The sequence below is a fragment of the Stenotrophomonas sp. Sm2128 genome (genome assembly GCF_030985535.1).
GTDB classification, from domain to species: domain Bacteria; phylum Pseudomonadota; class Gammaproteobacteria; order Xanthomonadales; family Xanthomonadaceae; genus Stenotrophomonas; species Stenotrophomonas maltophilia.
Window position 1 is genome coordinate 91,193 of record NZ_JAPTFQ010000003.1, and the last position, 23,266, is coordinate 114,458.

Genomic DNA, 23,266 nt, shown 5'->3' on the forward strand with positions numbered 1-23,266 from the left:
AGAAGGGGTGGTCGGCGCGGACGGTAGGTGCGGACCGTTGGTCCGCACACCTTGCCCCTCATCCACGCATGGCGTGGATCTACTTCTTTGCGGCGGCCTTCTTCGCCGGGGCCTTCTTCGCGGCGGCCTTCTTTACTGCTTTCTTGGCCGCGGCCTTCTTGGCAGGCGCTTTCTTTGCAGCGGCCTTCTTCGGCGCGGCTTCCTTCTTCACTGCCGCCTTCTTGGCCGGGGCTTTCTTCGCGGCGGCCTTCTTGGCACCGAAGCCCTTGCGCACCGGCTTGCCGGTTTCTTCCATCAACTGCTGCACTTCAGCTAGGGTCAGCGACGCCGGTTCGCGATCCTTGGGGATCTTGCCGTTCATCCTGCCGTCGCTGATGTACGGGCCGAAGCGGCCGTTCAACACCTGGATGTCGCTGCCCTCGAACTCCTTGATGATCCGGTTGCGCGCGATCTCTTCCTTCTCTTCGATCAGGAACACGGCGCGCGCCAGGTCGATGGTGTACGGGTCGTCCTCCTTCTTCAGCGAGGCATAGGTGCTGCCGCGCTTGGCGAACGGGCCGAAGCGGCCGATGCCGACGCTGACCGGCTCGCCGTTGTCCTCGCCCAGTGCGCGCGGCATCAGGAACAGCTCCAGCGCGTCTTCCAGGGAAATGGTGTGCATCGACTGGCCGGGGCGCAGCGAAGCGAACTTCGGCTTCTCCTCGGCATCTTCGGCGGTGCTGCCGATGGCGGCATAGGGCCCGAAACGGCCCAGCCGCACGCTGACCGGCTTGCCGGTCTTGGGGTCGGTGCCGAGCTCGCGCGCGCCACTGGCCTCTGCGCGGTCGACCGATTCCTTCTTGTCTTCGACCAGTTCCTTGAACGGTTCCCAGAAGCGCGACATCAGCGGGATCCAGTCTTCTTCGCCACGCGAGACGGCATCGAGCTCGTCTTCAAGCTTGGCGGTGAAGTCGTAATCCACGTACTGGGTGAAGTGGCTGGACAGGAACTTGGAAACCGCGCGGCCCACATCGGACGGGCGGAAGCTGCGCCCTTCCATTTCCACGTACTTGCGGAACAACAGGGTCTGGATGATCGAGGCGTAGGTCGAGGGACGGCCGATGCCGTACTCTTCCAGCGCCTTCACCAGCGCCGCTTCGGTGTAGCGCGGTGGCGGCTGGGTGAAATGCTGTTCGGCCTGGATGCGTTCCAGCGGTACGCGGTCGCCGGGCTTCATCGCCGGCAGCTTGCGGCCTTCGTCCTCGTCCTCGGCACTCTTGTTGTCCTTGCCTTCCTCGTACACGGCCAGGAAGCCGGGCACGACCACGGTGGTGCCGCTGGCGCGGAACACGTGTTCGCTGCCGGCCGACAGGTCGACGCTGACCGTGTTGAGCGTGGCCGGAATCATCTGGCAGGCCACTGCACGCTTCCAGATCAGCTCGTACAGGCGGCGCTCGTCGTCGGTGAGGAAGCGTGCGACCTGGGCCGGGGTGCGCAGGGCCGAGGTCGGGCGTACCGCTTCGTGCGCTTCCTGGGCGTTCTTCGACTTGGTCTGGTAGGTGTTGGGCTGGTCGGGCAGCGAGGCGATGCCGTAATCACGGGCGATCACGTCGCGGATCTCGGCCAGCGCATCCTGCGACAGGTTCACCGAGTCGGTACGCATGTACGAGATCAGGCCGACGGTGCCTTCGTCACCAATCGCCACGCCTTCATACAGCTTCTGCGCCACCTGCATGGTCTTGCGGGTGGTGAAGCCGAGCTTGCGCGAGGCTTCCTGCTGCAGGGTGGAGGTGGTGAACGGCGGCGCCGGGCGGCGCTTGCGCTCCTTGCTGGCCACGTCGGTGACGTGCAGCGAGCCCTGCGCGGCCTGCTGGATGCGCATCCGCGCCGCTTCAGCGGTGTCGCCATCGGTGATGGTGAACTGCTCGAACTTCTGCCCGTCCAGCTTGATCAGCTTGGCGTTGAAGTGCTGCGACGGGTGCGCGCACTCGGCGGCGATCGACCAGTACTCGCGGGCGATGAAGGCTTCGATCTCTTCCTCGCGCTCGACGATCATGCGCAGCGCCGGGCTCTGCACGCGGCCGGCGGACAGGCCGCGCTGGACCTTGCGCCACAGCACCGGCGACAGGTTGAAACCGACCAGGTAATCCAGCGCGCGGCGCGCCTGCTGGGCATCGACCAGGTCGCTGGCGATCGCGCGCGGCTGGCTGATGGCTTCCTTGATGGCGCGCGGGGTGATCTCGGTGAACACCACGCGCTGCATCGGCTTGTCCTTGACCAGCCCGCGTTCCTTCAGGATCTCGGCGATATGCCAGCTGATCGCTTCACCCTCGCGATCCGGGTCGGTCGCCAGCAGGATGTCGTCGGCGCCCTTGGCGGCCTTGGCGATCGCATCGACGTGCTTCTCGTTCTTGTCGATCACGTCATAGTGCATGGCGAACCCGTTGTCCGGGTCGACCGCGCCTTCCTTCGGAATCAGGTCACGCACATGCCCATACGAGGCCAGGACGGTGTAGTCCTTGCCGAGGTATTTGTTGATCGTCTTGGCCTTGGCCGGCGATTCGACGATGAGCAGGTGCTTGGGCATGGCAGCAGGGTCTGTGGGGCGAACCGTGGGGAAGGGGCCGCTAGGGTGGAGCAAATGGCCGCATTAGTGAAGCGGCCAGGCGCAAATCCATAAACTGAACGCCCGGTAATGTGCCGGGCGTTCAGGTTTCACCTTATTAGAGGAATCACGCCCGGCCAGCCCGTGTCAAGCAGCCAGCCGTGAGGATGGCCGTTCAGGAGGCCATCTTGGCGATGAAGCCGACCGCGAACACCAGCAGCGCCAGGCCCACCAGCGACAGTACCGCGGTCAACACCAGTACCAGCACGGTGACGGTGCCCAGCTCGCGGCGCTGCAGGTGGGGCTGGTCGGTGTAGGCCCAGCGGTCGACCACCAGAGTGTCGCAGATCATGTCGTGCAGGCCCTGCTTGCGTTCGGTGAAGGCCGCCATCAGGAAGCCGATGCCGAGGGTGAAGCTGCTCAGCAGCATGGCCCAGTAACGACCGAACGCGCGGGCCTTGGTCAGGCGCTCGCCGTTGCCGCGGACGACCTTGATGCCGACCGCCATCTTGCCCAGCGTGGCGCCGCCCTTCGAGGCATGGAACCAGGTGTAGTACGCCATGCCGATGCAGAGGTTGATCAGGGCACTGGCCAGCTGGGCCACGATCTCGATGGCCGATTCGCCACTGCCCACCGCGCCCATGCTGGCGCCCAGGATCGCACCGAGGATGGCCCCGATGATGCTGCCGGGGATGACCAGCACGAAGTAGTCGATCATGTAGGCCGCCACGCGCTTCCAGAAGCCTGCGTAGACCACTTCACCGCCCACCACAGGTTGTGCGTGGCCACCGCTGCCGACGGCGGCTGGAGCGCTGTATGGCGAGCTGCTGAGCGCGCCGGTGCCGGGCAACGGTGCGGTGCCGCTATCGATGGCGGCATAGTCGCTGCGCAGGTCGAACCCGCCGCTGCTGGTGGCAGTGCTGGCATCGGCCAGCGTCTGCAGGCCGAGCTCGTCGACCACCTGGCGCAGTGCAGCCCACTGGGCCATGCCCTCGCGCCAGACCAGGGTGTCCAGGTTCAACTGGCCGCGCTGGAAGCGCTGGCGGATCTCCTGGACCGGCAGCGGGCCCTGGCGTTGCTGTCCTTCGGCGTAGTACCACTCAGTCATTGCATGTTCCCTGTTGAATCATCCTTGGAGGTGCTGGCATGCGCGTGGCTCAGCCGCGGCACGTCGGCGGCAGGTACTTGTCGTTGCTTTCGCCACTGCATTCCCAGCGGCCGCTGTCGCGATCATATTCCAGCCACAGCAGGTCGCCGTCGATGCCCTTGCCTGGTACCGCCAGCGTTGCTTCGATGCCGCAGTGACCGTTGTTGAAGCGGCCGATGTTCACCGCCGACAGGCCCGCGTTGGCGAAGTCGCCCGGGGCCGGGAAGCCGGCGTCATTGGCACCCGGGCAGCGGCCTTCGTCATCGGCGAAATGCTGCACCTGGTCCTTCAGCGGCTGCAGCGCGGCCACGGCGCCGGCGACTTTGCTGCGCACGGTGTAGTCGTTGTAGGCCGGCAGCGCGATGGCGGCCAGAATGGCCACGATCGGGACCAGTACCAGCAACAGGGCACCACCGATGATGGCGGTCAGCGCACAGCCGGACAGCTTCTTTTTCGGTGCCGGCAGGACGGTGGCCGATGCACTGGCGGCGTAGGGCGTGGACGGCGGCAGTACCGGCGGCTGCGGCGGAGGCGGTGCGACGCGTTCCGGTTCGGGTTCGACCGGCGGTACGGCGGCGTCCAGCGCCGGCACGATCAGGCCGAGTTCGTCCACGACGGTGCGCAACGGCTGCCATTGCGGCAGTCCGTCGCGCCAGACCAGGGTGTCCAGGGTGATCTGGTTGTTTCGGAACAGCTCGACCAACTGTTCCGCCGGCAGCGGACCTTGCTGCCGGTTGCCTTCTGCATGGAACCACTCGCTCACGGGGACGCTCCTGAATGCGCTATGCCCCCAAGTGTACGGTCAGTGCAGGGGTTCTGGCTCGTCCATGAACATCTGCGTCTCCATCCAGGCATAGGCCGCTTCGGAGCCAGGCTGGTTGAACAGCACCATCAGTACGACCCATTTCAGGTCGTCCAGGTCCAGTTCGTCCTGGTCCAGAGCCATCGCCCGGTCCAGCACCAGTTCGCGCTGGTCGGCGTCGAGGATGCCGTGCTGTTCCAGGTACAGCAGGAAGCCGCGGCATTCCACGTCCAGCTTGTCCAGCTCGGGGCCGTGGTAGACGCGCACGGGGCCGTCGACCCGTGCCTGGGCCACGCTCGGCCGCTGCGCGGCCAGGGCGTCGAGCCAGTCGAACGCCTTGTTGATCTCGGTTGGGCTGAAACCGGCCTGGATCAGGCCGTTCTGGAGCGAATCGCGGTCACGGATCAGGTCCGCGTCTTCGCTGAAATAGTGTTCAAACAGGTACAGCAGTACGTCCAGGATGCTCTCTTTCATTGCCCCTCGGCCTGCGTCGCGCGACGCTGTGGAGGTGAAGAAACTAGGGAGTTCGACAGTAGCGGCCGTGTACGCACACCACGATTCCCGCCAGTTCCATGGCCAGCAGCATGGAGGACACCTGGGGCGCCGTCAATCCACAGCGTGTGATCAGTGAATCCATACTGCTTGGGTCGTGGTCCAGGGCCCGCCACAAGCACTGGTAGTCAGGGTCGTCGGCCCAACGCGCCGGCAGGAGCGCCGGCGGTGCCTGTTCAGTGGGGGTGCCCAGCCGTGATTGCAAGCCCGGCAGCTGCTGGCGAAGGGCAGGGGCCAGCAGTTCCAGCACTTCCTCGGGGCGCTCGACCAGTGCGGCCCCTTCACGGATCAGCCGGTGGCAGCCCGCTGCGCGTGGGTTGAGTACCGAGCCGGGCAGGGCACAGACTTCACGGCCCGCCTCGGCAGCCAGCCGTGCGGTGATCAGGGCGCCGGAGCGTTGCGCAGCCTCGACCACCACCGTCGCCAGCGCCAGCCCGGCCACCAGGCGGTTGCGCGCGGGGAAGTGGCCCGGGCGTGCCGGTGTGCCGGGCAGGTACTCGCTGAGCACCGCGCCCTCGGCGGCGATCCGCCCCTGCAACCGTTGGTGGCTGTCCGGATAGGCCCGATCAGGGCCGGTCCCGATCACCGCCACGGTGCAGCCGCCTGCCTCCAATGTGGCCAGATGGGCGGCCGCGTCGATGCCGGCCGCCAGGCCACTGGTTACGGCCAGTCCGGCCTCGACGAAGCAGCCGGCAAAGCGCGCGGCCAGCGCGCGTCCTCCCGGGGTTGGCGAGCGGCTGCCGACCAGCGCCACCGAGGGGCGCCAGGCCAGGCTCGGATCGCCCGCCACGAACAGCGCCAGTGGCGGGTTCGGGACGTCCAGCAGGGGCGGCGGAAAGGCCGCATCGGCAAAGGACAGCAGATGGTGGTCGTCGTCTTCCAGCCAGTGCCGCGCCACGGTCCAGGCGCGGGCGTCGGGGCGTTCCAGTGCAGCGCACTGCTCTGGCGTGCAACCGTGCGCGCGCCAGGTCGCGGCGCCCTGCGCGATTGCGGTCTCCGCGCTGCCCGCGGCCTGCAGCAGGGTCCGCCGTGGCGCCAGCGCGCCGCCTGCCATCACCAGGCGCAGCAGCGCCTCATCAGCTTGCTTGGTCATTCCCCCACTATCGAGCGCATGCAACAAAGGCGCCCTAGGGCGCCTTCGCATGTGGCTGTCAGACTTTGCCGGAGACCGCCCCTGTAGAGTCGACTGTCACTCGACTACCGCGCGCAGCGCGGGCGCTTTCGGGGGGCGGTGAAGAGCAGTCGACCAACAGTCGACTCTACCGCGCGTCCGGGTGCAGGGCGTTGTACCCCACGCGCACCGGCTTCACGCCCTGCATCACCAGCGCGTAGCTGACATTGTCGAAGGTGCGGAACACCATGGCATGCGCCGCGTACTCGTCCGGCAGCGAGACCCGGCCGGCGCCGGTGCTGAGCGAATCGTCCGTGCGCGACGAGTTCGGGTACTTCATGCGGTGCGCCACATGGCGGCCCGGGCGCCACAGCGAGAACACGGTTCCATTGTCCACGCCCTGCGTGCGACCAGCCGAGATCGCGATCACGTCGCGGGGGCCGCCGGCAGTGAACATGTCGGTGACGGCCAGCACGCGTACGTCGACGCCCTCGACGCCTGCGGCGGGGACATGGGGCACGAACTGCAGGTCGTACGGCCTGGCCTCGATCGGCACCAGGCGGTCGCCGGCACGCACCTCACGGCCGCCTTCGTTCTTGTCCAGCACCAGGGTGGACGCCTCGACCTTGCCTCCGGCGACATGGGTGATGGTGCCGGTGGCGACCTGGGCCAGCTCATAGCCGAGCACGCCGCGGCGGTGGTTGGGTGCGCTGTAGGCGCGCCACAGGTTGCCGCTGCCCGGGGTGACGTCGCCGTTGGCGGTCAGGTCCTCGGTCGGCTTGGGCTGGGCGTAGCGCACGGTCGGGCGGACAACCGCCCAGCGCTGGCCTACCTGGGCGTCAGCCAGGCGCACATAGACGGCGTGGCCGCTGGTGGCACGCAGGCGTTCCTCTTCCAGGCCGGCCACGTAGGGCAGCTGCTCGATGCTGTCGACCACGCTCAGCTGCTTCAGGAACGGCTCGACCTGGGCCAGCGGAATGGCGTCGATCGGGGCCTCCTGGCGTGGGCCGGGCCGGGCCGCCACGGTCACCCGGTCCAGGTAGGCCAGGCTCAGGACGTCACCGGGATAGATCAGGTGCGGATTGGCGATCTGCGGATTGGCCTGCCAGATCTCCGGCCACAGCCACGGCTTCTGCAGGAAACGTGCGGCGATATCCCACAACGTATCCCCTTTTCGGACCACATAGGTGTCCGGGTGCCCGCCATTCACTTCCACGGCGGTAGCATAGGCAGCCACGGTCAGCATCGCCGCGGCGACGACCGTACGAAAACGAAGCAACATAAGTGTGAAGCCCTGATTCCCCAACAGGTCCGCGCACTATAGTCCAGAAACCGGGGCGCAAGGCAAGCGTTGGAGCTAGAATCTGCGACGTATGCCGGCGTGCCGGCCCCCTATCCGGAAACAGCCATGGCCCTTCTCCCCATTCTCGAGTTCCCCGATCCGCGCCTGCGTACCAAGGCCGCGTTGATCGAAGCTGCCGAAGTCACCACGCCGGCCTTCCAGGAACTGATCGACAACATGTTCCTGACCATGTACGACGCCCCGGGCATCGGCCTGGCCGCCACCCAGGTGGACGTGCACAAGCGCTTCATGGTCATCGACGTCAGCGAAGAAAAGAATGAACCGCATGTGTTCATCAATCCGGAAATCGTCGCCAAGGACGGGGGCCGGGTGTACCAGGAGGGCTGCCTGTCGGTTCCGGGCATCTTCGCCGACGTGACCCGTGCCGACACCATCACCGTGAAGTACCTGGACCGCAACGGCCAGGAACAGCAGATGGAGGCTGGTGACGTGCTGGCCACCTGCATCCAGCACGAGATGGATCACCTGGACGGCAAGCTGTTCATCGACTATCTGTCGCCGCTCAAGCGCGAGATGGTGCGCAAGAAGCTGGCCAAGCAGCGCAAGCACGTGGCGTGATCGCCAATCCGGGCCACCCTTCGGGTGGCCCGTGCCTGCGCGGCTCGCGCGGGCTCTACGGCGCCGGCCGACGGCGCCGTTTTCTTTCCTGCACGAATCCATCCTGCAAGTGGGGTAGCCATGAGGATTGTCTTTGCCGGTACGCCGGAATTCGCGGTGTCGTCGCTGCGCGCGGCTGCGCGCCACCATGAGGTCGTGGCCGTCTATACCCAGCCTGATCGCCCGGCCGGCCGAGGCCGTGGCCTGGCGCCTTCGCCGGTCAAGCTCGAAGCCGTGGCCCGTGGCATTCCGGTCTACCAGCCGGAGTCGCTGAAGGACGCGGCCGCCCAACAGCAGTTGCGCGACCTGCAGCCGGACCTGATGGTGGTGGTGGCCTATGGCCTGATCCTGCCCAAGGCAGTACTGGCCATCCCGACCCATGGTTGCTGGAACGTGCATGCATCGCTGCTGCCGCGCTGGCGCGGCGCTGCGCCGATCCAGCGTGCGATCCAGGCTGGTGACGCGAAGACCGGGGTGTGCCTGATGCAGATGGAGGCTGGCCTGGATACCGGCCCGGTGCTGCTGCACCAGGAGCTGCCGATCGCCGCCACCGATACCGGCGGCCAGCTGCACGACAAGCTGGCCGAGCTTGGTGCCCAGGTGTTGTCCGATGGCCTGGGCCTGCTGCGCGCGGGCATCAAGCCGATCGCGCGACCGCAGCCGGAACAGGGCGTGACGTACGCGCACAAGCTGGACAAGGCCGAAGCCAGGCTGGACTGGGCGCAGGACGCCGACGCGCTGGCGCGTACCGTGCGCGCGTTCAATCCGTGGCCGATCGCCGAGGCAACGCTGGCTGGCGAACGCGTGCGCATCCATGGCGCGGTGGCACTGGAGGCAGGCCACGGCCAGGCACCGGGCACCGTGCTGGCCGCCGGCCGCGACGGCATCGACATTGCCTGTGGCCAGGGCGCGCTGCGCCTGCGCGTGCTGCAGCGTGAAGGCGGCAAGGCGATCACCGCTGCCGATTACCTCAACGCTCGCCGCGACCTGCGCGTGGGGGCATAAGCGGTGTCCAAGCAGAACGATTTCTCCGTCGCCAAGGCGGCACCGGGCGCGGCCACGCGCATGCTGGCCGCACGCGTGCTGGCACAGGTGTTCACCCGTGGCCGTTCGCTGAAGGCCGAACTGGCCTGGGCGCTGCCGAAGCTGGCCGACAGCCGCGACCGCGCGCTGCTGGAAGCCCTGTGTTTCGCTGTGCTGCGCCGTCGCAGCACCTATGATGCGGCCTTGCAGGCCTGGATGCAGAAGCCGCTGTCGGCGCGCGATGCCGACCTGCGCACGCTGCTGATGGTCGGTTTCGCCCAGCTGGACGTGCTCGAACTGCCTGCGCACGCAGCGCTTTCGGCTACGGTCGATGCGGCGCGCGCGCTGGGCCGTGAGCGCCAGGCAGGCCTGGTCAACGCGATCCTGCGCCGCGCCCAGCGCGAGGGGTTCCCCGAACAGCCTGCGCGCGACGCCTTCCCGGAATGGTTGGCTGATGCGATCGAGCGCGACTGGCCGGCGCAGGCCGAAGCGATCTTCAGCGCCAGCCTGCAACCCGCGCCCTTGTGGCTGCGTGCCAACCGCCAGCACGGCGGTCGCGACAAGGCCCTGGCGACGCTGGCCGAGGCCGGCATTGCCGCTGAAGCCACTGCACTGTGCGCCGATGCGTTGCGCCTGGCGACCTCCGTTGCCGTGAACCAGCTGCCGGGCTTCGGCGATGGTGCACTGTCGGTGCAGGACCTGTCGGCGCAATGCGCGGCCGATGCGTTGGCACCCGCGACCGGTGCCCGCGTGCTGGATGCCTGCGCGGCACCCGGCGGCAAATCGGCGCATCTGCTGGAGCGTGACCCGAGCCTGCGCCTGCTGGCGCTGGATATCGACGCGCGCCGTCTGGCCCGGGCACGTGACACTTACACCCGCACCGGTGTGGGCGAGCATGCGCAGACCCTGGTCGCCGATGCCAGCGATCCCGGTTCGTGGTGGGACGGCGTGCCGTTCGACGCGATCCTGCTGGATGCGCCATGTTCGGCCACGGGCGTGATCCGCCGCCAGCCGGATGTGATGTTCCACCGTCGCGCCGAGGACGTCGATGCACTGGTGGGCGTGCAGGCGCGCCTGCTGGAAGCCTGCTGGTCGATGCTGCGCCCCGGCGGCGTGCTGCTGTACGCCACCTGCTCGATCCTGCGCGCCGAGAACATCGATCAGGTGCGTGCGTTCCTGAAGTGGCATCCGGACGCGGTGGCGCAGCCGCTGGGCGATGCGTTCGGCGTGGATTGCGAAGGCGTGGCACGCCAGCGACTGCCTGGTGACAACGATGCTGACGGTTTCTTCTACGCGCGTCTGATAAAAGCAGCCTGACCCCCCCGCTGCCGTTTCGAGTCCCATGCTGAAGACCCACGCGTCGCGCCAGACGTGGTTGTTCGTGGTGGTGGCCCTGCTGGTGCTGGGGGCCGGGCTCGGTCTCCGCGATCCGTGGCCCTCTGACGAACCACGCTTCGCGCTGGTGGCCAGGCAGATGGTCGACAGCGGTTACTGGTTGTTCCCGCATCGCGGTACCGAGCTGTATTCGGACAAGCCGCCGATGCTGATGTGGTGGCAGGCCTCGCTGTATGGCTTGGTTGGCCACTGGCGCGTGGCCTTCCTGCTGCCCTCGCTGCTGGCCGCATTGGGCACGCTGTGGTGCGTGGTCGATCTGGGGCGCCGGCTGTGGACGCGGCAGGTCGGACTCTGCGCGGGGTGGGCACTGCTGTTCGCGCTGCAGTTCACCTTCCAGGCGAAGAAGGCGCAGATCGATCCGCTGCTGGTGCTGTTCATCACTCTGGCCAACTATGGCCTGCTGCGCCACCTGCTGCTGGGCCCGGCCTGGCGCTGGTGGTGGCTGGGCTGGTTCTTTGCCGGTATCGGGGTGATCACCAAGGGCGTGGGCATGCTGGCGCTGCTGATGATCGTGCCGGCGGCCATCGCTGCAGCCCTGCAGTGGCCCCGTGTTTCCCTGCACGCACGCGATGGCCGCTTCTGGCTGGCACCGCTGGCCTTCCTGCTGGCGATATCGCTGTGGCTGGCGCCGATGCTGCTGGCCGCGCTGGGCACCGGATCGGACGAGTACCGCGGCTACATCAACGACATCCTGGTGCGGCAGACGGCCCGCCGCTACACGCAGTCCTGGGACCATCACCAGCCGTGGTGGTACTTCTTCGGTGTCATGCCAACGATGTGGATACCCGCATTCCTGGCGCTGCCATGGGCGATCCCGGCGTGGCGGCGGCGCCTGTGCCGCCGCGATCCACGCTACCTGCTGCCGCTGGCGTGGTGGTTGCTGGTCGTGCTGTTCTTCTCGATTCCCCAGGGCAAGCGTGATGTCTACATCCTGCCGGCGCTGCCGATGTTCTGCCTGGCGCTGGCGCCGCTGCTGCCCGGGCTGCTGAAGCGGCGCGATGTGCAGCGCGTGCTGGGAGGGTTTGCCGCGTTGCTGGCACTGGGCTTGAGCCTGGTCGGGGCGCTCGCGTTGCTGGGTGATCCGCGCTTCGAGGTGAACCTTGCCCATGGACGCGGATTGCCGCCCGGCGCGACCGATGCATTGGCGTGGGCGGCGCTGGCGATGGCGATCTGGTCGGCGTTGAGCCTGTGGGCGTGCGGGCGCCGACGTCGGCACGTTGCCTTGGTCTCTACCCTGGCCGGGGTATGGGTGCTGTATAGCCTGGTCGGTTATCCGGTGTTGAACGATTCCAGCTCGGCCCGTGGCCTGATGCGTGAGGTCAGCGCACGCATCGGTCCGCAGGCCGAGCTGGGATTGGTGGCATGGAAAGAGCAGAACCTGCTGATGGCCGATCGCGCGGCGGCCACCTTTGGATTCGAAGCGCGTTGGCATCAACAGCTGCAGGCGGCCGTGCGCTGGCAGCGGCTGGTTCCGCAGCACCGCTGGCTGCTGGTGAACGAAGATGCGATGCAGGCCTGCATTGACCGTGCGCAGGCCGAAATGGCAGGCATTTCCAATCGTCGCCGCTGGTGGCTTGTGCCTGCCGATGCGGTCGCCGGCACCTGTCGGCCGTCGGCGGCGGAACTCGAGCACGAGCGCCGCCTGCAGGGGCCCGGCCTTACCGATTAAGCGTTCGGGCAATGTGGCTCAGGTGCTGGCCAAGGCGGCGTGATAGGTGGCCGAGGTCGCCCCGGCGAAGGTCTGCAGGCCGAACTCACGCTCTGCATGGCGGCGGGCGGCCATGCCCATCGCCGGCAGCGCCTGGCGTTGTTCATACATCGCCTGCACCTGTGCGGCGATGGCGGCCACGTTGCGGGTGGGCACGACCCAGCCGTCGACTCCCTGCTCGATGTTTTCCGGCAGCCCCGCGTAGTCGCTGACCAGCATCGGCCTGGCGCTGGCCATCATTTCGCGGCAGGCGAAGGAAATTGTTTCGATGTCGTTGGACAGCACGAAGCCGACGTCGCCGGCGGCGATCAGTGGGCGCGTATCGGCCAGCAGTCCGGTGAAGTGGACCTGCGTGGCGACATCACCGAGGGCCTGCACCTGCGCGCGTTGCTGCGCGTTGGGCAGGTGACCCGCGACCGCCATGTGTACGTGCGGCCGGATCGCGTCGGGGAGCAGGGCAATGGCCTGCGCAAGGTCGATCCAGCCCTTGTAGTCATCGGTGCCGGCGTTGCTGACCAGCAGCAGCGCATCCGGATCCTGCGTCCATTGCTGCCGCATTGCCTGGCCGGCGTCGGCCGGCAGCGGCGCGAAGCGGTCCAGGTCGACGCCGTTGCGGACCACATCGATCGGGCAGCGCCGGTACGGGCCCTGCTCCAGCAGACGCCCGGTGTGTGCCGAAACCGCAATCACGCGGTCGGTGGCCCAGCGGGCCCTGAAGGCATTGCCAAGCGTACGGGTGGGCTTGCTGTTGTGCTTGGTCAGGATGATCGGCGGGCGGCGCATGCCGAGCAGTCCCTGCATCACGAAGCGGTGATCACGAGCGCCGTTGACGTGGACCAGGTCGATGCCCTCGTCCCGCACCAGCCGGCGCAGCGCATGCTGTTCGGCCAGTTGTCGTGGCAAGGTCGGCAGGCCGCTGCCAAAGGCCATCGGCAGCGGGGTGGCGATTCCTTCCTCGGCCACCGTGCGCAGCAGGCGGCTGTCGGCGGGGGCTGCGACATGGAGCGTGTGCTGTCCATGCAGGGCGCGCGCCAGGGACACGATGTACGTGGTGTGGCCGCCACCGTCGCCATAGTGGAAGTTGGTGTACAGGATTTTCATGGGGGATCTTCAGGCAACGCGCGGCAAGTGTGACACAGCCGGCTCAGGGCCGTTCCACAGGGGCTGGAGGATCGGCCACCGCCTGGCCGTTGCCCAGCATCCACAGCATGATGGTCTTCTGCCGTACGTAGTTGGCACGCACATAGGCATAGACCAGGCCGTGCCAGCCGTCGCGGAAGCCGCCGCGGAACAGGAAGCCACGCCAGAACCGCCAGGCCGGCGCCAGCACCAGCTTGCCCAGCGTGGCGCGCTTGCCACGCGCGAACTCGTGCTCGGCCATCATCCGCGCATACTTCTCGGTCTTGGCCAGCTGCTGCTGCAACGATCGATAGGGATAGTGGATGAGATCGCCGCGCAGGGTGCCGACGCTGCCATCGACGCTGGCCGCCTCGTGGATCTCGCGCTTGCCGCGCCAGCCGCCCTGACGGCGGTCGAACAGGCGCATCACCCGGTCCGGGTAGGCATTGCCGTGGCGCAGGAACCTGCCAAAGTACTCAGACAGGCGGGCGAAGCGGTAGCCGGCGTGGCCGGCGAAGCCGCCGTCACGGGCCTGTTCGATGGCCGCACGCAGCTCGGGGCTGATGCGCTCGTCGGCATCCAGGCACAGTACCCAGTCGTGGCTGGCCTGCTCGACGCAGAACGCCTTCTGGCTGCGGAAGCCCTCGAACCGATGCTGCAGCACGCGGGCACCGGCAGCCTCGGCGATGGCCACGGTCGCATCGGTGGACTGCGAGTCCACCACCACGATCTCATCGCAGAAGGCCAGCGAGGCCAGGCAGTCGCCGATGCGCCCGGCCTCGTTGAACGCGATAATGCACGCCGAGATGCGAGGCCGTTCGATGGGAGCGGTCGTGGAGGACATGATGGCCGGGTACCTGTTGTTTGCGACGGAGCGCTATGCGCTGCCTATTCTCGCCCCGTTGGCGCAGGCGTTGCACGCGTCCGGGCAGGATGTTGTGGCCTGGTTCGAAGGCGGCGCGGCCGGCAGCAGCCTGCCGGGGGTGGCCAACGTCGGCCTGAAGCAGGCCCTGGCAATGCGCCCGCGGGCGGTGTTCAGCGCGGCCAACTGGGTGCCGACCTTCCTTTCGGGGGCCAAGGTGCAGCTGTTCCATGGCTTCAACGTGGAAAAGCGCGACAGCGCGCGCGGCCACTTCCGGGTGCGCGGCATGTTCGACCTGTACTGCACGCAGGGGCCGGCCACCACCACACCGTTCCGCGAGATCGCGGCCCAGCAGGGCCACTTCGCGGTGGCCGAGACCGGCTGGCCGAAGCTGGACCCGCTGTTCCGCGATGACGGTGGCGAGAGCGCCGCACTGCGCGCGCCGGCCGGCGATCGCCCGGTGATCCTGTTTGGTTCCACCTTCACCGAGCGGCTGAGTGCGGCACCGCACCTGCATGCGCAGATCGCCGCCGATATCGCTGCCGGTGGGCGCTACTGGCTGCTGACCCTGCATCCCAAATGTCCGCCGGAACTGTTCGAGCGCTACCGCGCGCTGGCCGGTGCCAATGCCCACTTCATCGAGCCGGAGCAGGTGATGGCCGCGCAGCGCGCCGCCGATGTGCTGGTGTCGGACACCTCGTCGATCGTTTCGGAGTTCATCGTCCAGCACAAGCCGGTGGTGACCTTCCGCAACCGCGTGCCGAAGCCGCACATGATTGATTTCGACGACCCGGCACAGCTGCCGGTGATGCTGCAGCGCGCGCTGCATCCGGACGCCGCGCTGCAGGCGGAAATCGTGCGTTACGCCGATGCCATCCATCCGTACCGCGACGGCCTGTCCAGCGAGCGGGTGATCGCGGCCACCGAGGATTTCCTGTCCGGTGAAATGGGTGCGCTGCGGCGCAAGCCGTTCGGCAGCTGGATGCGCGATCTGCAGATCCGAAGGGACCTGGGCTATTGGGGCCCCTCGCAGCGATGATGCCTCGCTGACCCTGCTCGCGGTAGTGCCGGCCGGGATCCGACCCCGCATCACCAGCGCAGTTTGCGCCGCGCCAGCGCGGCCGCCAGTTGATCCATCGCCTGCTGTGCCTGTGCCTGCGGCAGATGGTGCAGGGTGAGTGCCACGTCGCCATGCGCACCGGCGGTATCCAGTTGCAGGCTGCTGGTGCCCAGCACCTTGTCCAGTGGTGAACGCTGCAGGCGCAGGCCCTGCACCTTGTCCAGCTCGGCCCAGCGCCACCAGCGTTTCCACCAGCCGCCGCGCACGGCCACATAGTGCTCGTCCAGATACCAGCCCATGCGTGCCATCTGCCGGTGTGCGACCAGCAACGCGACCGGCAGCCAGGCCAGCACGACCAGGCCCCATCGGCCCCAGCGCCAGTACGCGGCGGCGGCCAGCAGCGGCACCAGCAGCAGCGCGCCCAGGCACAGCCGCCACCAGCCACGCTGCGGGATGGACTGCCATTGCGCCGGTGGCCAGTGCAGCTGGGGGAGCAGGTGCTGCACCAGTTGCGTGCAATGCTCGCGGGTTGCCAGCGGCGCCAGTTCGCGCAGGGCGCGGTCCTCATCACGCGAAGGGCCACCGGCGGCACTGTCGATGCGCAGCTGGCGCAGCCCGAACCAGCGCGGCAGGGTGCCTTCGCGCAGCGTCCAGGCCTGGATGCGGCGACGTGCCACGCTGCTGCGGGTGCGGCTGAGCATCCCGGCCGACACCGTCAGGCGGCGGTCCTGCTCGACGAGGGTGAAGCCGTGGTAACGCAACAGGGTCAGCACCACCGACAGCACGCGCAGCGCCAGCCAGCCCAGCAGCAGGGCCGCCGCCGCCAGCAGCAACGCGCCGGTCACGCCGGGATGCAGGTGGCTGGCATAGCCGAAGGCCTCGCGGCCGCCGCGCTGGATGGCATCGTCCATCACCGGCCGTGGCACGGTCTGGAACAGGACGCCGAACGCGGCCACTGCCAGTGCCCAGCCGCGGTTGGAGAGCAGTCCCATGCGCACCACGTCCCAGCTGGACAGTCGCAGCAGTACGCGTTCGCTGTCGACGTCGGCAATGGGCGGCGCATCGACGGCGTCGTTGGCCTGCCGCGCCTGCCCGCGCTGGCGGACCAGCCGTTCCAGCGCCAGTGCCTGGTCCAGCTTCAGTACCCGCATCTCCGCTTCAGGGCGCACACCGCCGGCCGATTCCAGGCGCAGTTCGGCCACGCCGAACAGGCGGTGCAGCGGGTTCTGCCGCACTTCCACGTTGTGGATGCGGGCGAACGGGATCTCGCGGCGGTTGCGCGCCAACAGGCCACTGCGCACGGTGATCGCATCGCTGCCGATGCGGTAGCGGTAGCTGAGGTACTGCATCACCGACACCAGGACCAGGGCGGCAATTGCCGTCAGCGGAATCAGCTGCGCCCACATCGGATCGCGGTCGCCGCGCTGGCCGAACACCAGCAGCGCGACCAGTGGCAGGAAGTAGTGGCGCAGCTGCATCAGCAGCACGAACAGCCACGACCACGGGTGCAGGCGGTGGTCCTCGGTACCGGCGGGCGGCGGTGCAGGCAGGGGCGGCGGCAGGCTCACAGGGCGTCGGCGTCCTGGTCGAGCTGGTGGGACAGGGTGTCGCGCAGGCGCTCGGCGTCCGCCTGGTCCAGGCCGCTCACGGTCACCGCGCTCATGCGGGTGCCTGCGGTGTGCACGATCAGCGTGGCCAGGCCGGCACGGCGCTCCAGCGGGCCCCGGCGCAGATCGAGATGCTGCACTCGCGACAGGGGAATGCGCGTCTCCAGCTGCCACATGAGGTCGCGGCGCAGGCCCAGGCCCTGTGCGTCCAGCCGCCAACGGGTGCGGACCAGGCGTCGACGGCCCAGCCACGCACCAAAAGCCACACCCATCAGCAGCCCGGCTGCAGCGGTCCACAGGCCACCGGGCAGATCGAAGAACCACGCCGCCGCCGCCAGTGGCAGGCCCGGGACGAACAGGCCGCCAAAGGCACCTTCCAGTGCGGCCAGGCGGGCTGCGCGTTGCGGCAGTGACTGCCAGTCGGTGGCGGGTGATGCAGGAATCGTGGCGTCGGTCACGCGGGCTCCGTCAGGCAGCAGGGCGGGCGGTAGCGGCCGTGGCCGCACCGCGCAGACGGTAGCAGGTCGGCTGCGTTACTGGGCAGCCTGGATCAGCGCATCGACATCCAGCAGGTGGCCGGCACGGTCGGCCTTGGTGCGCAGGTAGTTCTCGTTCTCGGCAGTGATCTCGCCGGTGACCGGAATGCAGTCCAGCACTTCGATGCCGGCATTGCGCAGGCGCTGTGCCTTGGTCGGGTTGTTGCTGAGCAGCGCCACGCGCGAAATGCCCAGGCCACGCAGCATCGCCACCGCGCTGCCGTAGCGCCGCTCGTCGGCACCGAAGCCCAGCTGCGCATCGGCGTCGATGGTATCCAGGCCGTCGTGCTGGTAGCCATAGGCGCGCATCTTGGCGGCGATGCCGGTGCCGCGGCCTTCCTGGTCCAGGTACAGCAGCACGCCACCGCCCAGGTCCTTCAGCTTGCGCAGGCCACGCCGCAGCTGGTCGCCGCAGTCGCACTTGAGTGAACCGAACAGATCGCCGGTCAGGCACGAAGAATGCACGCGTACCGGCACCACTGCCGACAGGTCCGGCTCGCCGACGATGATCGCGACCTGGTCGCGCTGCGCCACGCCGCCGCGGAAGACTGCAAAGGTGGTCATGCCGACGTCGCGCAGCGGAACCGGCGAACGCGCCACCAGTTCGTAGTCGTGGGCCGCATGTGCTGCGCCTTCGGCCAGGTCGCACAGTGCCACCTCGGCCGCACCGTCGAAAGTGTGGTCATCGAGGTCCAGGCGCACCGCGACCATCGCTGGCAGCAGCAGACCCAGGCGGGCAAGCTCCACCGCGCCGGCATCGAAGGCGTCGCCGGCGCTCCAGCTTTCGGGCATCGGCCCGGGTTCGCGCAGGTAGCCCAGCGAGGGCAGGGCCTCGAAGGCCACGCCGCTCAGCGGCAGGCGCGCGCCCTGTGGTGCCTCCACGCCGAGCACGCGGGCGCGGGTGGCGGTCAGGAACAGGTAATGGCGCTCGCGGGCGGCAGCGGCGAAGGCGGCGAAGCTGCTGGTCGTGGCGCTGTCCAGCGCGATCACCGCCAGGCGCTGGCCCTGGCCATCGTGGAGCAGCACCGGACGACCGGCGCGCAGTTCGGCCACCGCGCGTTCGCAGCGGATCGCGGCCGGATCGCCGAACAGGGAAGAAGCAGCAGGCATGGCAGGACCGGGGGAGGCGGACATCGCAGTCTCTATGGGGGCGCCGGCGTCGTATTCAACGTGGTGCGGCCAGTGGTCGCAGGCGGCCGTCAGTGGGGGTGTTCCTCAGTTGCGTACGGGTCTTCCTCGCTACTGCCCGGTGGCCGCAGCGTATAGCGCTTGTAGGTCCACTGGTACTGCGCCGGGTCGCGGCGGGCGATGCGTTCGATGCCGGCGTTGAGGGCGGTGGCCGCCACCAGCGGGTCCGGATCGGCCACGGCCGGGTCGGTCGGCTCGATGTGCAGGGCGAACTCCATGTCCGGCCCGATGCGTTCGCACCAGCCATGGAGCACGGTGGCACCCGTGCGTTCGGCCAGCCGGTTGACCAGGGTCATGGTCAGCGCCTGCACGCCGAAGAACGGCACGAACACGCCATCGCCGGCCTTGGGCTGCTGGTCGGGCAGGATGCCGGTGGCGCCGCCGTCCTTGAGCACCTTGAACAGCTGGCGCACGGCCGGGCCTTCGGCGCGCACCTGCTGTACGTTCTGGCCGCCGCGCACCAGCTGCAGGAAGGCATCGCTGGCCTCGTCCTCCGGCGGCTTGTAGACGATGGCGATCTGCCCGCGCGAGGCCAGCCACTGGTTCAGCAGCTCCCAGTTGCCGAAGTGCGGCGCGGCCACGATCACGCCCTTGCCGCTGGCCAGGGCGGCGTCGTACAGGGCCTCGCCATGGCGCTGCTTCAGGTGCAGGCGCAGGTTGTCGGCCGGCGCCTGGCTCCACAGCCGCAGGGTTTCGATGGCCTGCAGCGCGGTGGAGCGCAGCAGATCACGGTGCAGGCGGTCGCGCGCGGCGCCATCCAGTTCCGGGTAGGCCAGTTCCAGGTTGCGCCGGGTGACGCGGCTCTCACGGGCATTGAGGGCGATCCACGCCCACGCCAGGGCGCGCGCGAACGCCCGCAGCAGCGGCCAGGGCAGGCGGGCGAACAGGGTGGTGGCGCGGTAGACCAGCCGGGCTTTGCGTTGCGGATTCATCGGCGCCAGTTTAGCCAAGGGCGCTGCTATCGTGGCCGGCCCTGTTCATTGGAAGCCCACGATGCTCGTCCTGATCCAGCGTGTCAGCCAGGCCGCCGTCCATGTCGACGATGAGGCCGTGGGGCAGATCGGCCCTGGCCTGTTGGCCCTGGTCGGCATGGAGCCGGGCGATACCGAGGCCCAGTTGCGGCGGATGGCCGAGCGCCTGCTGGGCTACCGGGTATTCGCCGACGAGGCCGGGAAGATGAACCGCTCGCTGCGCGATACCGGCGGCGGCCTGCTGCTGGTCAGCCAGTTCACCCTGGCCGCCGACACCCGTTCGGGCATGCGGCCGAGCTTCACCACGGCCGCGCCGCCGGAAGAGGCTGAACGCGGGTTCAATCGATTTGTCGAGATCTGTCGTGAAAATCACGCGCCAGGGGTGGAAACGGGCCGATTTGGTGCCCATATGGTCGTCAGCCTGGTCAATGACGGTCCCGTGACCTTCCTTCTCCGGCCCTGAGCCTGCGGGACCACCGCCCGGCAGGCAGGGCCCCGGGCTGGTATAATGCTACGTTCCCTATTTCTCCCTGCCGGTGGCGCGAGCACTACATGGCCAACGAACGTCCTGCCCAATCCGAAATCAAGCAACTGATCAGCAAGGGCCTGGAACAGGGCTACCTGACCTACGCCGAAGTCAATGACCATCTGCCGGACGACATGGTCGACCCGGAACAGATCGAAGACATCATCGGCATGATCAACGGCATGGGCATCGATGTCCATGAAGTTGCGCCGGATGTGGAAACCCTGCTTCTCAACGATGGCAACACCGGCAACCGCGAAGTCGATGACACCGCGGCTGAAGAAGCTGCCGCCGCGCTGAGCGCGCTCGACACCGAAGGTGGCCGTACCACCGACCCGGTGCGCATGTACATGCGCGAAATGGGCACCGTCGAGCTGCTGACCCGCGAAGGCGAAATCGCCATCGCCAAGCGCATCGAGGAAGGCCTTTCGCAGGTCCAGGCGGCCCTGGGCCAGTTCCCGGTTTCGGTCGAGTCGCTGCTGAACGACTACGAAGCCCACAAGGAAGGCAAGAAGCGCCTGGCCGAAGTGATCGTCGGCTTCAACGACCTGGTCGACGAAGAGCCGGCGCCGCCGGCGGTCGCTGCCGATGACAGCGCCGATGCGGACGCCGAAGGCGACGAGGACGAGGACGACGATGTCGACGGTGGCGATGAAGAAGCCGCACCGACCGGTCCGGATCCGGAGGAAGTCGCCGCGCGCATGCAGGCGCTGAGCGATGCCTTCAACGCCTTCAAGAAGGCCGCGACCAAGGGCGACAAGAAGAACCTGCCGCGCCTGCGCGAAGAAATGTCGGCGGTGTTCGTCACCCTGAAGCTGCCGCTGCCGCTGACCGATGTGCTGACCAAGCAGCTGCGCGACACCATGGCGTCGATCAAGGCCCATGAGCGTCGCGTGCTGAACCTGGCGACCGTTACCGCCCGCATGCCGCGCAAGGACTTCATCCGTTCCTGGGAAGGCAACCAGACCAACCTGGAGTGGGTGGAAGACGCACTGAAGCGCAAGCAGAAGTGGTCCTCGGCGCTGCGCGAAGTGAAGGACCAGATCATTGCCGAACAGCAGGCGACGATCGACATCGAGACGCTGACCCAGCTGGACCTGGAAGAGCTGAAGGAAATCAGCCGTGCCATGGCCTACGGTGAAGCCAAGGCGCGCAAGGCCAAGAAGGAAATGGTCGAGGCCAACCTGCGCCTGGTGATCTCGATCGCCAAGAAGTACACCAACCGTGGCCTGCAGTTCCTCGACCTGATCCAGGAAGGCAACATCGGCCTGATGAAGGCCGTGGACAAGTTCGAGTACCGCCGCGGTTACAAGTTCTCGACCTACGCCACCTGGTGGATCCGCCAGGCGATCACCCGCTCGATTGCCGACCAGGCACGCACCATCCGTATTCCGGTGCACATGATCGAGACGATCAACAAGTTGAACCGCATTTCCCGCCAGATGCTTCAGCAGTACGGCCGCGAGGCCACGCCGGAGGAGCTGGCCAAGGAAATGGACATGCCGGAAGACAAGATCCGCAAGGTGATGAAGATCGCCAAGGAGCCGATCTCGATGGAAACCCCGATCGGCGACGACGAGGATTCCCATCTGGGCGACTTCATCGAGGACACCAACGTGGAGTCCCCGATCGAGAACACCACCAACATCAATCTGTCTGAAACCGTGCGCGACGTGCTGGCCGGCCTCACCCCGAGGGAAGCCAAGGTGCTGCGCATGCGCTTCGGCATCGACATGAACACCGACCACACGCTGGAAGAGGTCGGCAAGCAGTTCGACGTGACCCGCGAGCGCATCCGCCAGATCGAAGCGAAGGCCCTGCGCAAGCTGCGTCACCCGAGCCGCTCGGAGCAGTTGCGCAGCTTCCTGGATATCGATTGACGGGTATCCGCTGCATATGAAGCACCCGACAGACCCCGCGCAAGCGGGGTCTGTTTTTTTTGCCTGCGGTCGTCCGCGCTGCGCGCGACGGGATAGGATGCGTGTCCTGTTTTTGCACTGGTCAATGGAATGCCGATGAAACTGCCGATCCTGCTGCTCTCGCTGTCACCACTGGTTGCCTGGGCGGATACTCCGAAACCACCGGCGTGCAATGCAGAGAGTTTCTTCAGCAGCCAGTTCGACTATGCCGTGGGTCGCGTGGTCGATACCGGGCAGGTGCTGCTGCTGGGCGAGGCAGAGGGCTGCCTGGAGGAGGAACGGGATGGGTGCCGCAGTGGCGAGGAGATGGAGCCGGGCACCGGCCTGGTGATCGGTGACCGCCGGAACAGCTACTACTGCGTAAAAGCACGTTCGCCGAGCAAGGAAGTGGTGGGCTGGGCGCCGGAGTCGCGCGTGATGAAAACGAGCAACTACGTCGCGACCAGCCTGACCGACTGGGTCGCCCATTGGGAACGCAGTGACGGAAATGCCATCGACATCGCAGCCAAGGGGGACGCATTCGAGCTGAGCACGTAGGAGGGCGGTGAGGGAACGGCACCGCAGGTTCTGGGGCGCGCTGCACCGGAGGAGGGCGAAGATGCGCTGTACCTGCGCCAGGGCCGTTGCACGACACGTGTACTGCTGCGCGGCACCGACCTGGTGGTGGCCGACAACGGACAGTGTGGCGAGCGCGAGCGCCGCCTGCACGGTGAGTACCACAACCGTGCGCCGTTGGAACGATTGATGCAGCGCTTGGGGCAGTAGTGGCGTGAGGGGGTAGGGTGCGCGCAGTGGAAACCCATTGCCGGCCTCACTACACTGTAAGGCTGCGCAGGGCCTATAGCTCAACGGTTAGAGCAGGGGACTCATAATCCATCCCCACCCCGTTTCTCGGTGTCGCCAGGTATCTCCATTCCCCTCAGAAATCAGCCTTTTTCAAGTGCTTCCGGCGCATCGCTGTTTCAGCCGATTGCACTGGATATGCCGGATTTTCCGACACGGTTACACCGGAATTACACCGGATCTGCAAAGCTCAATTTTGAGCTTTGCGGGCAAGCGATTGATTTCCCTGCACTCCCCACTTTTGGGGAGTGTGTGCAAAAGTGCGTGGGCCCCACCTTTAAATCACCCTCTTTCCGGTGATTTACCGATTGAGCGATGCCCGCAGTGCGCTGCTGCCGGATGCCCGCACGCCC

20 protein-coding genes are annotated in these 23,266 nt (G+C 67.4%); 8 read left to right on the forward strand and 12 right to left on the reverse strand.

Annotated features, from left to right (window positions below):
• Window positions 1-79: 79 nt before the first annotated feature.
• From O0K41_RS02100 to O0K41_RS02125, 6 genes are all read right to left on the reverse strand, one after another.
• A complete protein-coding gene (locus O0K41_RS02100; protein ID WP_005414607.1) occupies window positions 80-2,566 on the reverse strand; it encodes a DNA topoisomerase I in 2,487 nt (828 codons plus the stop codon).
• A gap of 193 nt (window positions 2,567-2,759) precedes the next feature.
• Window positions 2,760-3,692 (reverse strand): RDD family protein, encoded by a 933-nt coding sequence (locus tag O0K41_RS02105; protein ID WP_005411197.1) that lies wholly within the window; start codon window positions 3,690-3,692, stop codon window positions 2,760-2,762.
• Window positions 3,693-3,741: 49 nt separating this feature from the next.
• A complete protein-coding gene (locus O0K41_RS02110; protein ID WP_099604889.1) occupies window positions 3,742-4,494 on the reverse strand; it encodes a pilin in 753 nt (250 codons plus the stop codon).
• A 39-nt stretch (window positions 4,495-4,533) separates the two neighbouring features.
• Window positions 4,534-5,007: a DUF494 family protein gene (locus tag O0K41_RS02115; protein WP_005411195.1), complete on the reverse strand. Its 474-nt coding sequence runs from the start codon at window positions 5,005-5,007 to the stop codon at window positions 4,534-4,536.
• Window positions 5,008-5,050: 43 nt separating this feature from the next.
• Window positions 5,051-6,178: a DNA-processing protein DprA gene (gene dprA / locus O0K41_RS02120; RefSeq protein ID WP_005411194.1), complete on the reverse strand. Its 1,128-nt coding sequence runs from the start codon at window positions 6,176-6,178 to the stop codon at window positions 5,051-5,053.
• 166 nt (window positions 6,179-6,344) lie between these two features.
• Window positions 6,345-7,478 (reverse strand): LysM peptidoglycan-binding domain-containing protein, encoded by a 1,134-nt coding sequence (locus O0K41_RS02125; protein ID WP_005414604.1) that lies wholly within the window; start codon window positions 7,476-7,478, stop codon window positions 6,345-6,347.
• Window positions 7,479-7,604: 126 nt separating this feature from the next.
• On the opposite strand from O0K41_RS02125, the gene def reads away from it, so the two are divergent.
• The 4 genes from def (at window position 7,605) to O0K41_RS02145 (ending at window position 12,243) form a co-directional block, all read left to right on the forward strand.
• On the forward strand, window positions 7,605-8,117 hold the full coding sequence (gene def, locus O0K41_RS02130; protein WP_005411192.1) for a peptide deformylase: 513 nt from the start codon (window positions 7,605-7,607) through the stop codon (window positions 8,115-8,117).
• Window positions 8,118-8,237: 120 nt separating this feature from the next.
• The gene (fmt, locus tag O0K41_RS02135) at window positions 8,238-9,161 is read left to right on the forward strand and encodes a methionyl-tRNA formyltransferase (protein WP_043034575.1); all 924 of its coding nucleotides are present in this window, start codon (window positions 8,238-8,240) and stop codon (window positions 9,159-9,161) included.
• 3 nt (window positions 9,162-9,164) lie between these two features.
• The gene (gene rsmB, locus O0K41_RS02140) at window positions 9,165-10,496 is read left to right on the forward strand and encodes a 16S rRNA (cytosine(967)-C(5))-methyltransferase RsmB (protein ID WP_005411190.1); all 1,332 of its coding nucleotides are present in this window, start codon (window positions 9,165-9,167) and stop codon (window positions 10,494-10,496) included.
• 25 nt (window positions 10,497-10,521) lie between these two features.
• Window positions 10,522-12,243 carry a glycosyltransferase family 39 protein gene (locus O0K41_RS02145; RefSeq protein WP_049450312.1) on the forward strand — a complete coding sequence of 574 codons (1,722 nt, stop codon included), beginning with the start codon at window positions 10,522-10,524 and terminating at the stop codon, window positions 12,241-12,243.
• 18 nt (window positions 12,244-12,261) lie between these two features.
• On the opposite strand, the gene O0K41_RS02150 is transcribed toward O0K41_RS02145, so the two are convergent.
• Both O0K41_RS02150 and O0K41_RS02155 read right to left on the reverse strand, forming a co-directional pair.
• Window positions 12,262-13,383, reverse strand: coding sequence for a glycosyltransferase family 4 protein (locus O0K41_RS02150; protein WP_049450314.1), 1,122 nt, complete (start codon window positions 13,381-13,383; stop codon window positions 12,262-12,264).
• Between the two features lie 43 nt (window positions 13,384-13,426).
• A complete protein-coding gene (locus tag O0K41_RS02155) occupies window positions 13,427-14,245 on the reverse strand; it encodes a glycosyltransferase family 2 protein (protein ID WP_088435846.1) in 819 nt (272 codons plus the stop codon).
• On the opposite strand from O0K41_RS02155, the gene O0K41_RS02160 reads away from it, so the two are divergent.
• Window positions 14,244-15,302 carry a CDP-glycerol glycerophosphotransferase family protein gene (locus O0K41_RS02160; protein ID WP_123959088.1) on the forward strand — a complete coding sequence of 353 codons (1,059 nt, stop codon included), beginning with the start codon at window positions 14,244-14,246 and terminating at the stop codon, window positions 15,300-15,302. The genes O0K41_RS02155 and O0K41_RS02160 overlap by 2 nt on opposite strands.
• Window positions 15,303-15,352: 50 nt before the next feature.
• On the opposite strand, the gene O0K41_RS02165 is transcribed toward O0K41_RS02160, so the two are convergent.
• The 4 genes from O0K41_RS02165 to O0K41_RS02180 all read right to left on the reverse strand — a co-directional run bounded on the left by O0K41_RS02165 (window position 15,353) and on the right by O0K41_RS02180 (window position 19,586).
• Window positions 15,353-16,891 carry a PH domain-containing protein gene (locus O0K41_RS02165; protein WP_308304426.1) on the reverse strand — a complete coding sequence of 513 codons (1,539 nt, stop codon included), beginning with the start codon at window positions 16,889-16,891 and terminating at the stop codon, window positions 15,353-15,355.
• On the reverse strand, window positions 16,888-17,388 hold the full coding sequence (locus O0K41_RS02170; protein WP_164221807.1) for a PH domain-containing protein: 501 nt from the start codon (window positions 17,386-17,388) through the stop codon (window positions 16,888-16,890). Before O0K41_RS02170 ends, O0K41_RS02165 begins: the two co-directional genes overlap by 4 nt.
• Before the next feature lie 75 nt (window positions 17,389-17,463).
• Window positions 17,464-18,600, reverse strand: coding sequence for a GTP cyclohydrolase II RibA (gene ribA / locus O0K41_RS02175; RefSeq protein WP_012481360.1), 1,137 nt, complete (start codon window positions 18,598-18,600; stop codon window positions 17,464-17,466).
• Window positions 18,601-18,665: 65 nt separating this feature from the next.
• Window positions 18,666-19,586, reverse strand: coding sequence for a lauroyl acyltransferase (locus O0K41_RS02180; RefSeq protein ID WP_049450321.1), 921 nt, complete (start codon window positions 19,584-19,586; stop codon window positions 18,666-18,668).
• Between the two features lie 61 nt (window positions 19,587-19,647).
• On the opposite strand from O0K41_RS02180, the gene dtd reads away from it, so the two are divergent.
• The 3 genes from dtd (at window position 19,648) to O0K41_RS02195 (ending at window position 22,607) form a co-directional block, all read left to right on the forward strand.
• Window positions 19,648-20,088 (forward strand): D-aminoacyl-tRNA deacylase, encoded by a 441-nt coding sequence (dtd, locus tag O0K41_RS02185; RefSeq protein WP_005411180.1) that lies wholly within the window; start codon window positions 19,648-19,650, stop codon window positions 20,086-20,088.
• An 89-nt stretch (window positions 20,089-20,177) separates the two neighbouring features.
• Window positions 20,178-22,031, forward strand: a complete 1,854-nt coding sequence (gene rpoD / locus O0K41_RS02190; RefSeq protein WP_005411179.1) for an RNA polymerase sigma factor RpoD — start codon at window positions 20,178-20,180, stop codon at window positions 22,029-22,031.
• 135 nt (window positions 22,032-22,166) lie between these two features.
• On the forward strand, window positions 22,167-22,607 hold the full coding sequence (locus O0K41_RS02195; RefSeq protein WP_164221803.1) for a hypothetical protein: 441 nt from the start codon (window positions 22,167-22,169) through the stop codon (window positions 22,605-22,607).
• Window positions 22,608-23,266: the final 659 nt, after the last annotated feature.

Coding starts and splice junctions, on each gene's coding strand:
- O0K41_RS02195 (WP_164221803.1), top strand. CDS start 22,167: ATGAAACTGCCGATCCTGCTGCTCTCGCTGTCACCACTGGTTGCCTGG.
- dprA (WP_005411194.1), bottom strand. CDS start 6,178: ATGACCAAGCAAGCTGATGAGGCGCTGCTGCGCCTGGTGATGGCAGGC.
- rpoD (WP_005411179.1), top strand. CDS start 20,178: ATGGCCAACGAACGTCCTGCCCAATCCGAAATCAAGCAACTGATCAGC.
- def (WP_005411192.1), top strand. CDS start 7,605: ATGGCCCTTCTCCCCATTCTCGAGTTCCCCGATCCGCGCCTGCGTACC.
- O0K41_RS02145 (WP_049450312.1), top strand. CDS start 10,522: ATGCTGAAGACCCACGCGTCGCGCCAGACGTGGTTGTTCGTGGTGGTG.
- O0K41_RS02125 (WP_005414604.1), bottom strand. CDS start 7,478: ATGTTGCTTCGTTTTCGTACGGTCGTCGCCGCGGCGATGCTGACCGTG.
- ribA (WP_012481360.1), bottom strand. CDS start 18,600: ATGTCCGCCTCCCCCGGTCCTGCCATGCCTGCTGCTTCTTCCCTGTTC.
- O0K41_RS02100 (WP_005414607.1), bottom strand. CDS start 2,566: ATGCCCAAGCACCTGCTCATCGTCGAATCGCCGGCCAAGGCCAAGACG.
- O0K41_RS02160 (WP_123959088.1), top strand. CDS start 14,244: ATGATGGCCGGGTACCTGTTGTTTGCGACGGAGCGCTATGCGCTGCCT.
- O0K41_RS02150 (WP_049450314.1), bottom strand. CDS start 13,383: ATGAAAATCCTGTACACCAACTTCCACTATGGCGACGGTGGCGGCCAC.
- fmt (WP_043034575.1), top strand. CDS start 8,238: ATGAGGATTGTCTTTGCCGGTACGCCGGAATTCGCGGTGTCGTCGCTG.
- O0K41_RS02105 (WP_005411197.1), bottom strand. CDS start 3,692: ATGACTGAGTGGTACTACGCCGAAGGACAGCAACGCCAGGGCCCGCTG.
- O0K41_RS02115 (WP_005411195.1), bottom strand. CDS start 5,007: ATGAAAGAGAGCATCCTGGACGTACTGCTGTACCTGTTTGAACACTAT.
- O0K41_RS02155 (WP_088435846.1), bottom strand. CDS start 14,245: ATGTCCTCCACGACCGCTCCCATCGAACGGCCTCGCATCTCGGCGTGC.
- O0K41_RS02180 (WP_049450321.1), bottom strand. CDS start 19,586: ATGAATCCGCAACGCAAAGCCCGGCTGGTCTACCGCGCCACCACCCTG.
- dtd (WP_005411180.1), top strand. CDS start 19,648: ATGCTCGTCCTGATCCAGCGTGTCAGCCAGGCCGCCGTCCATGTCGAC.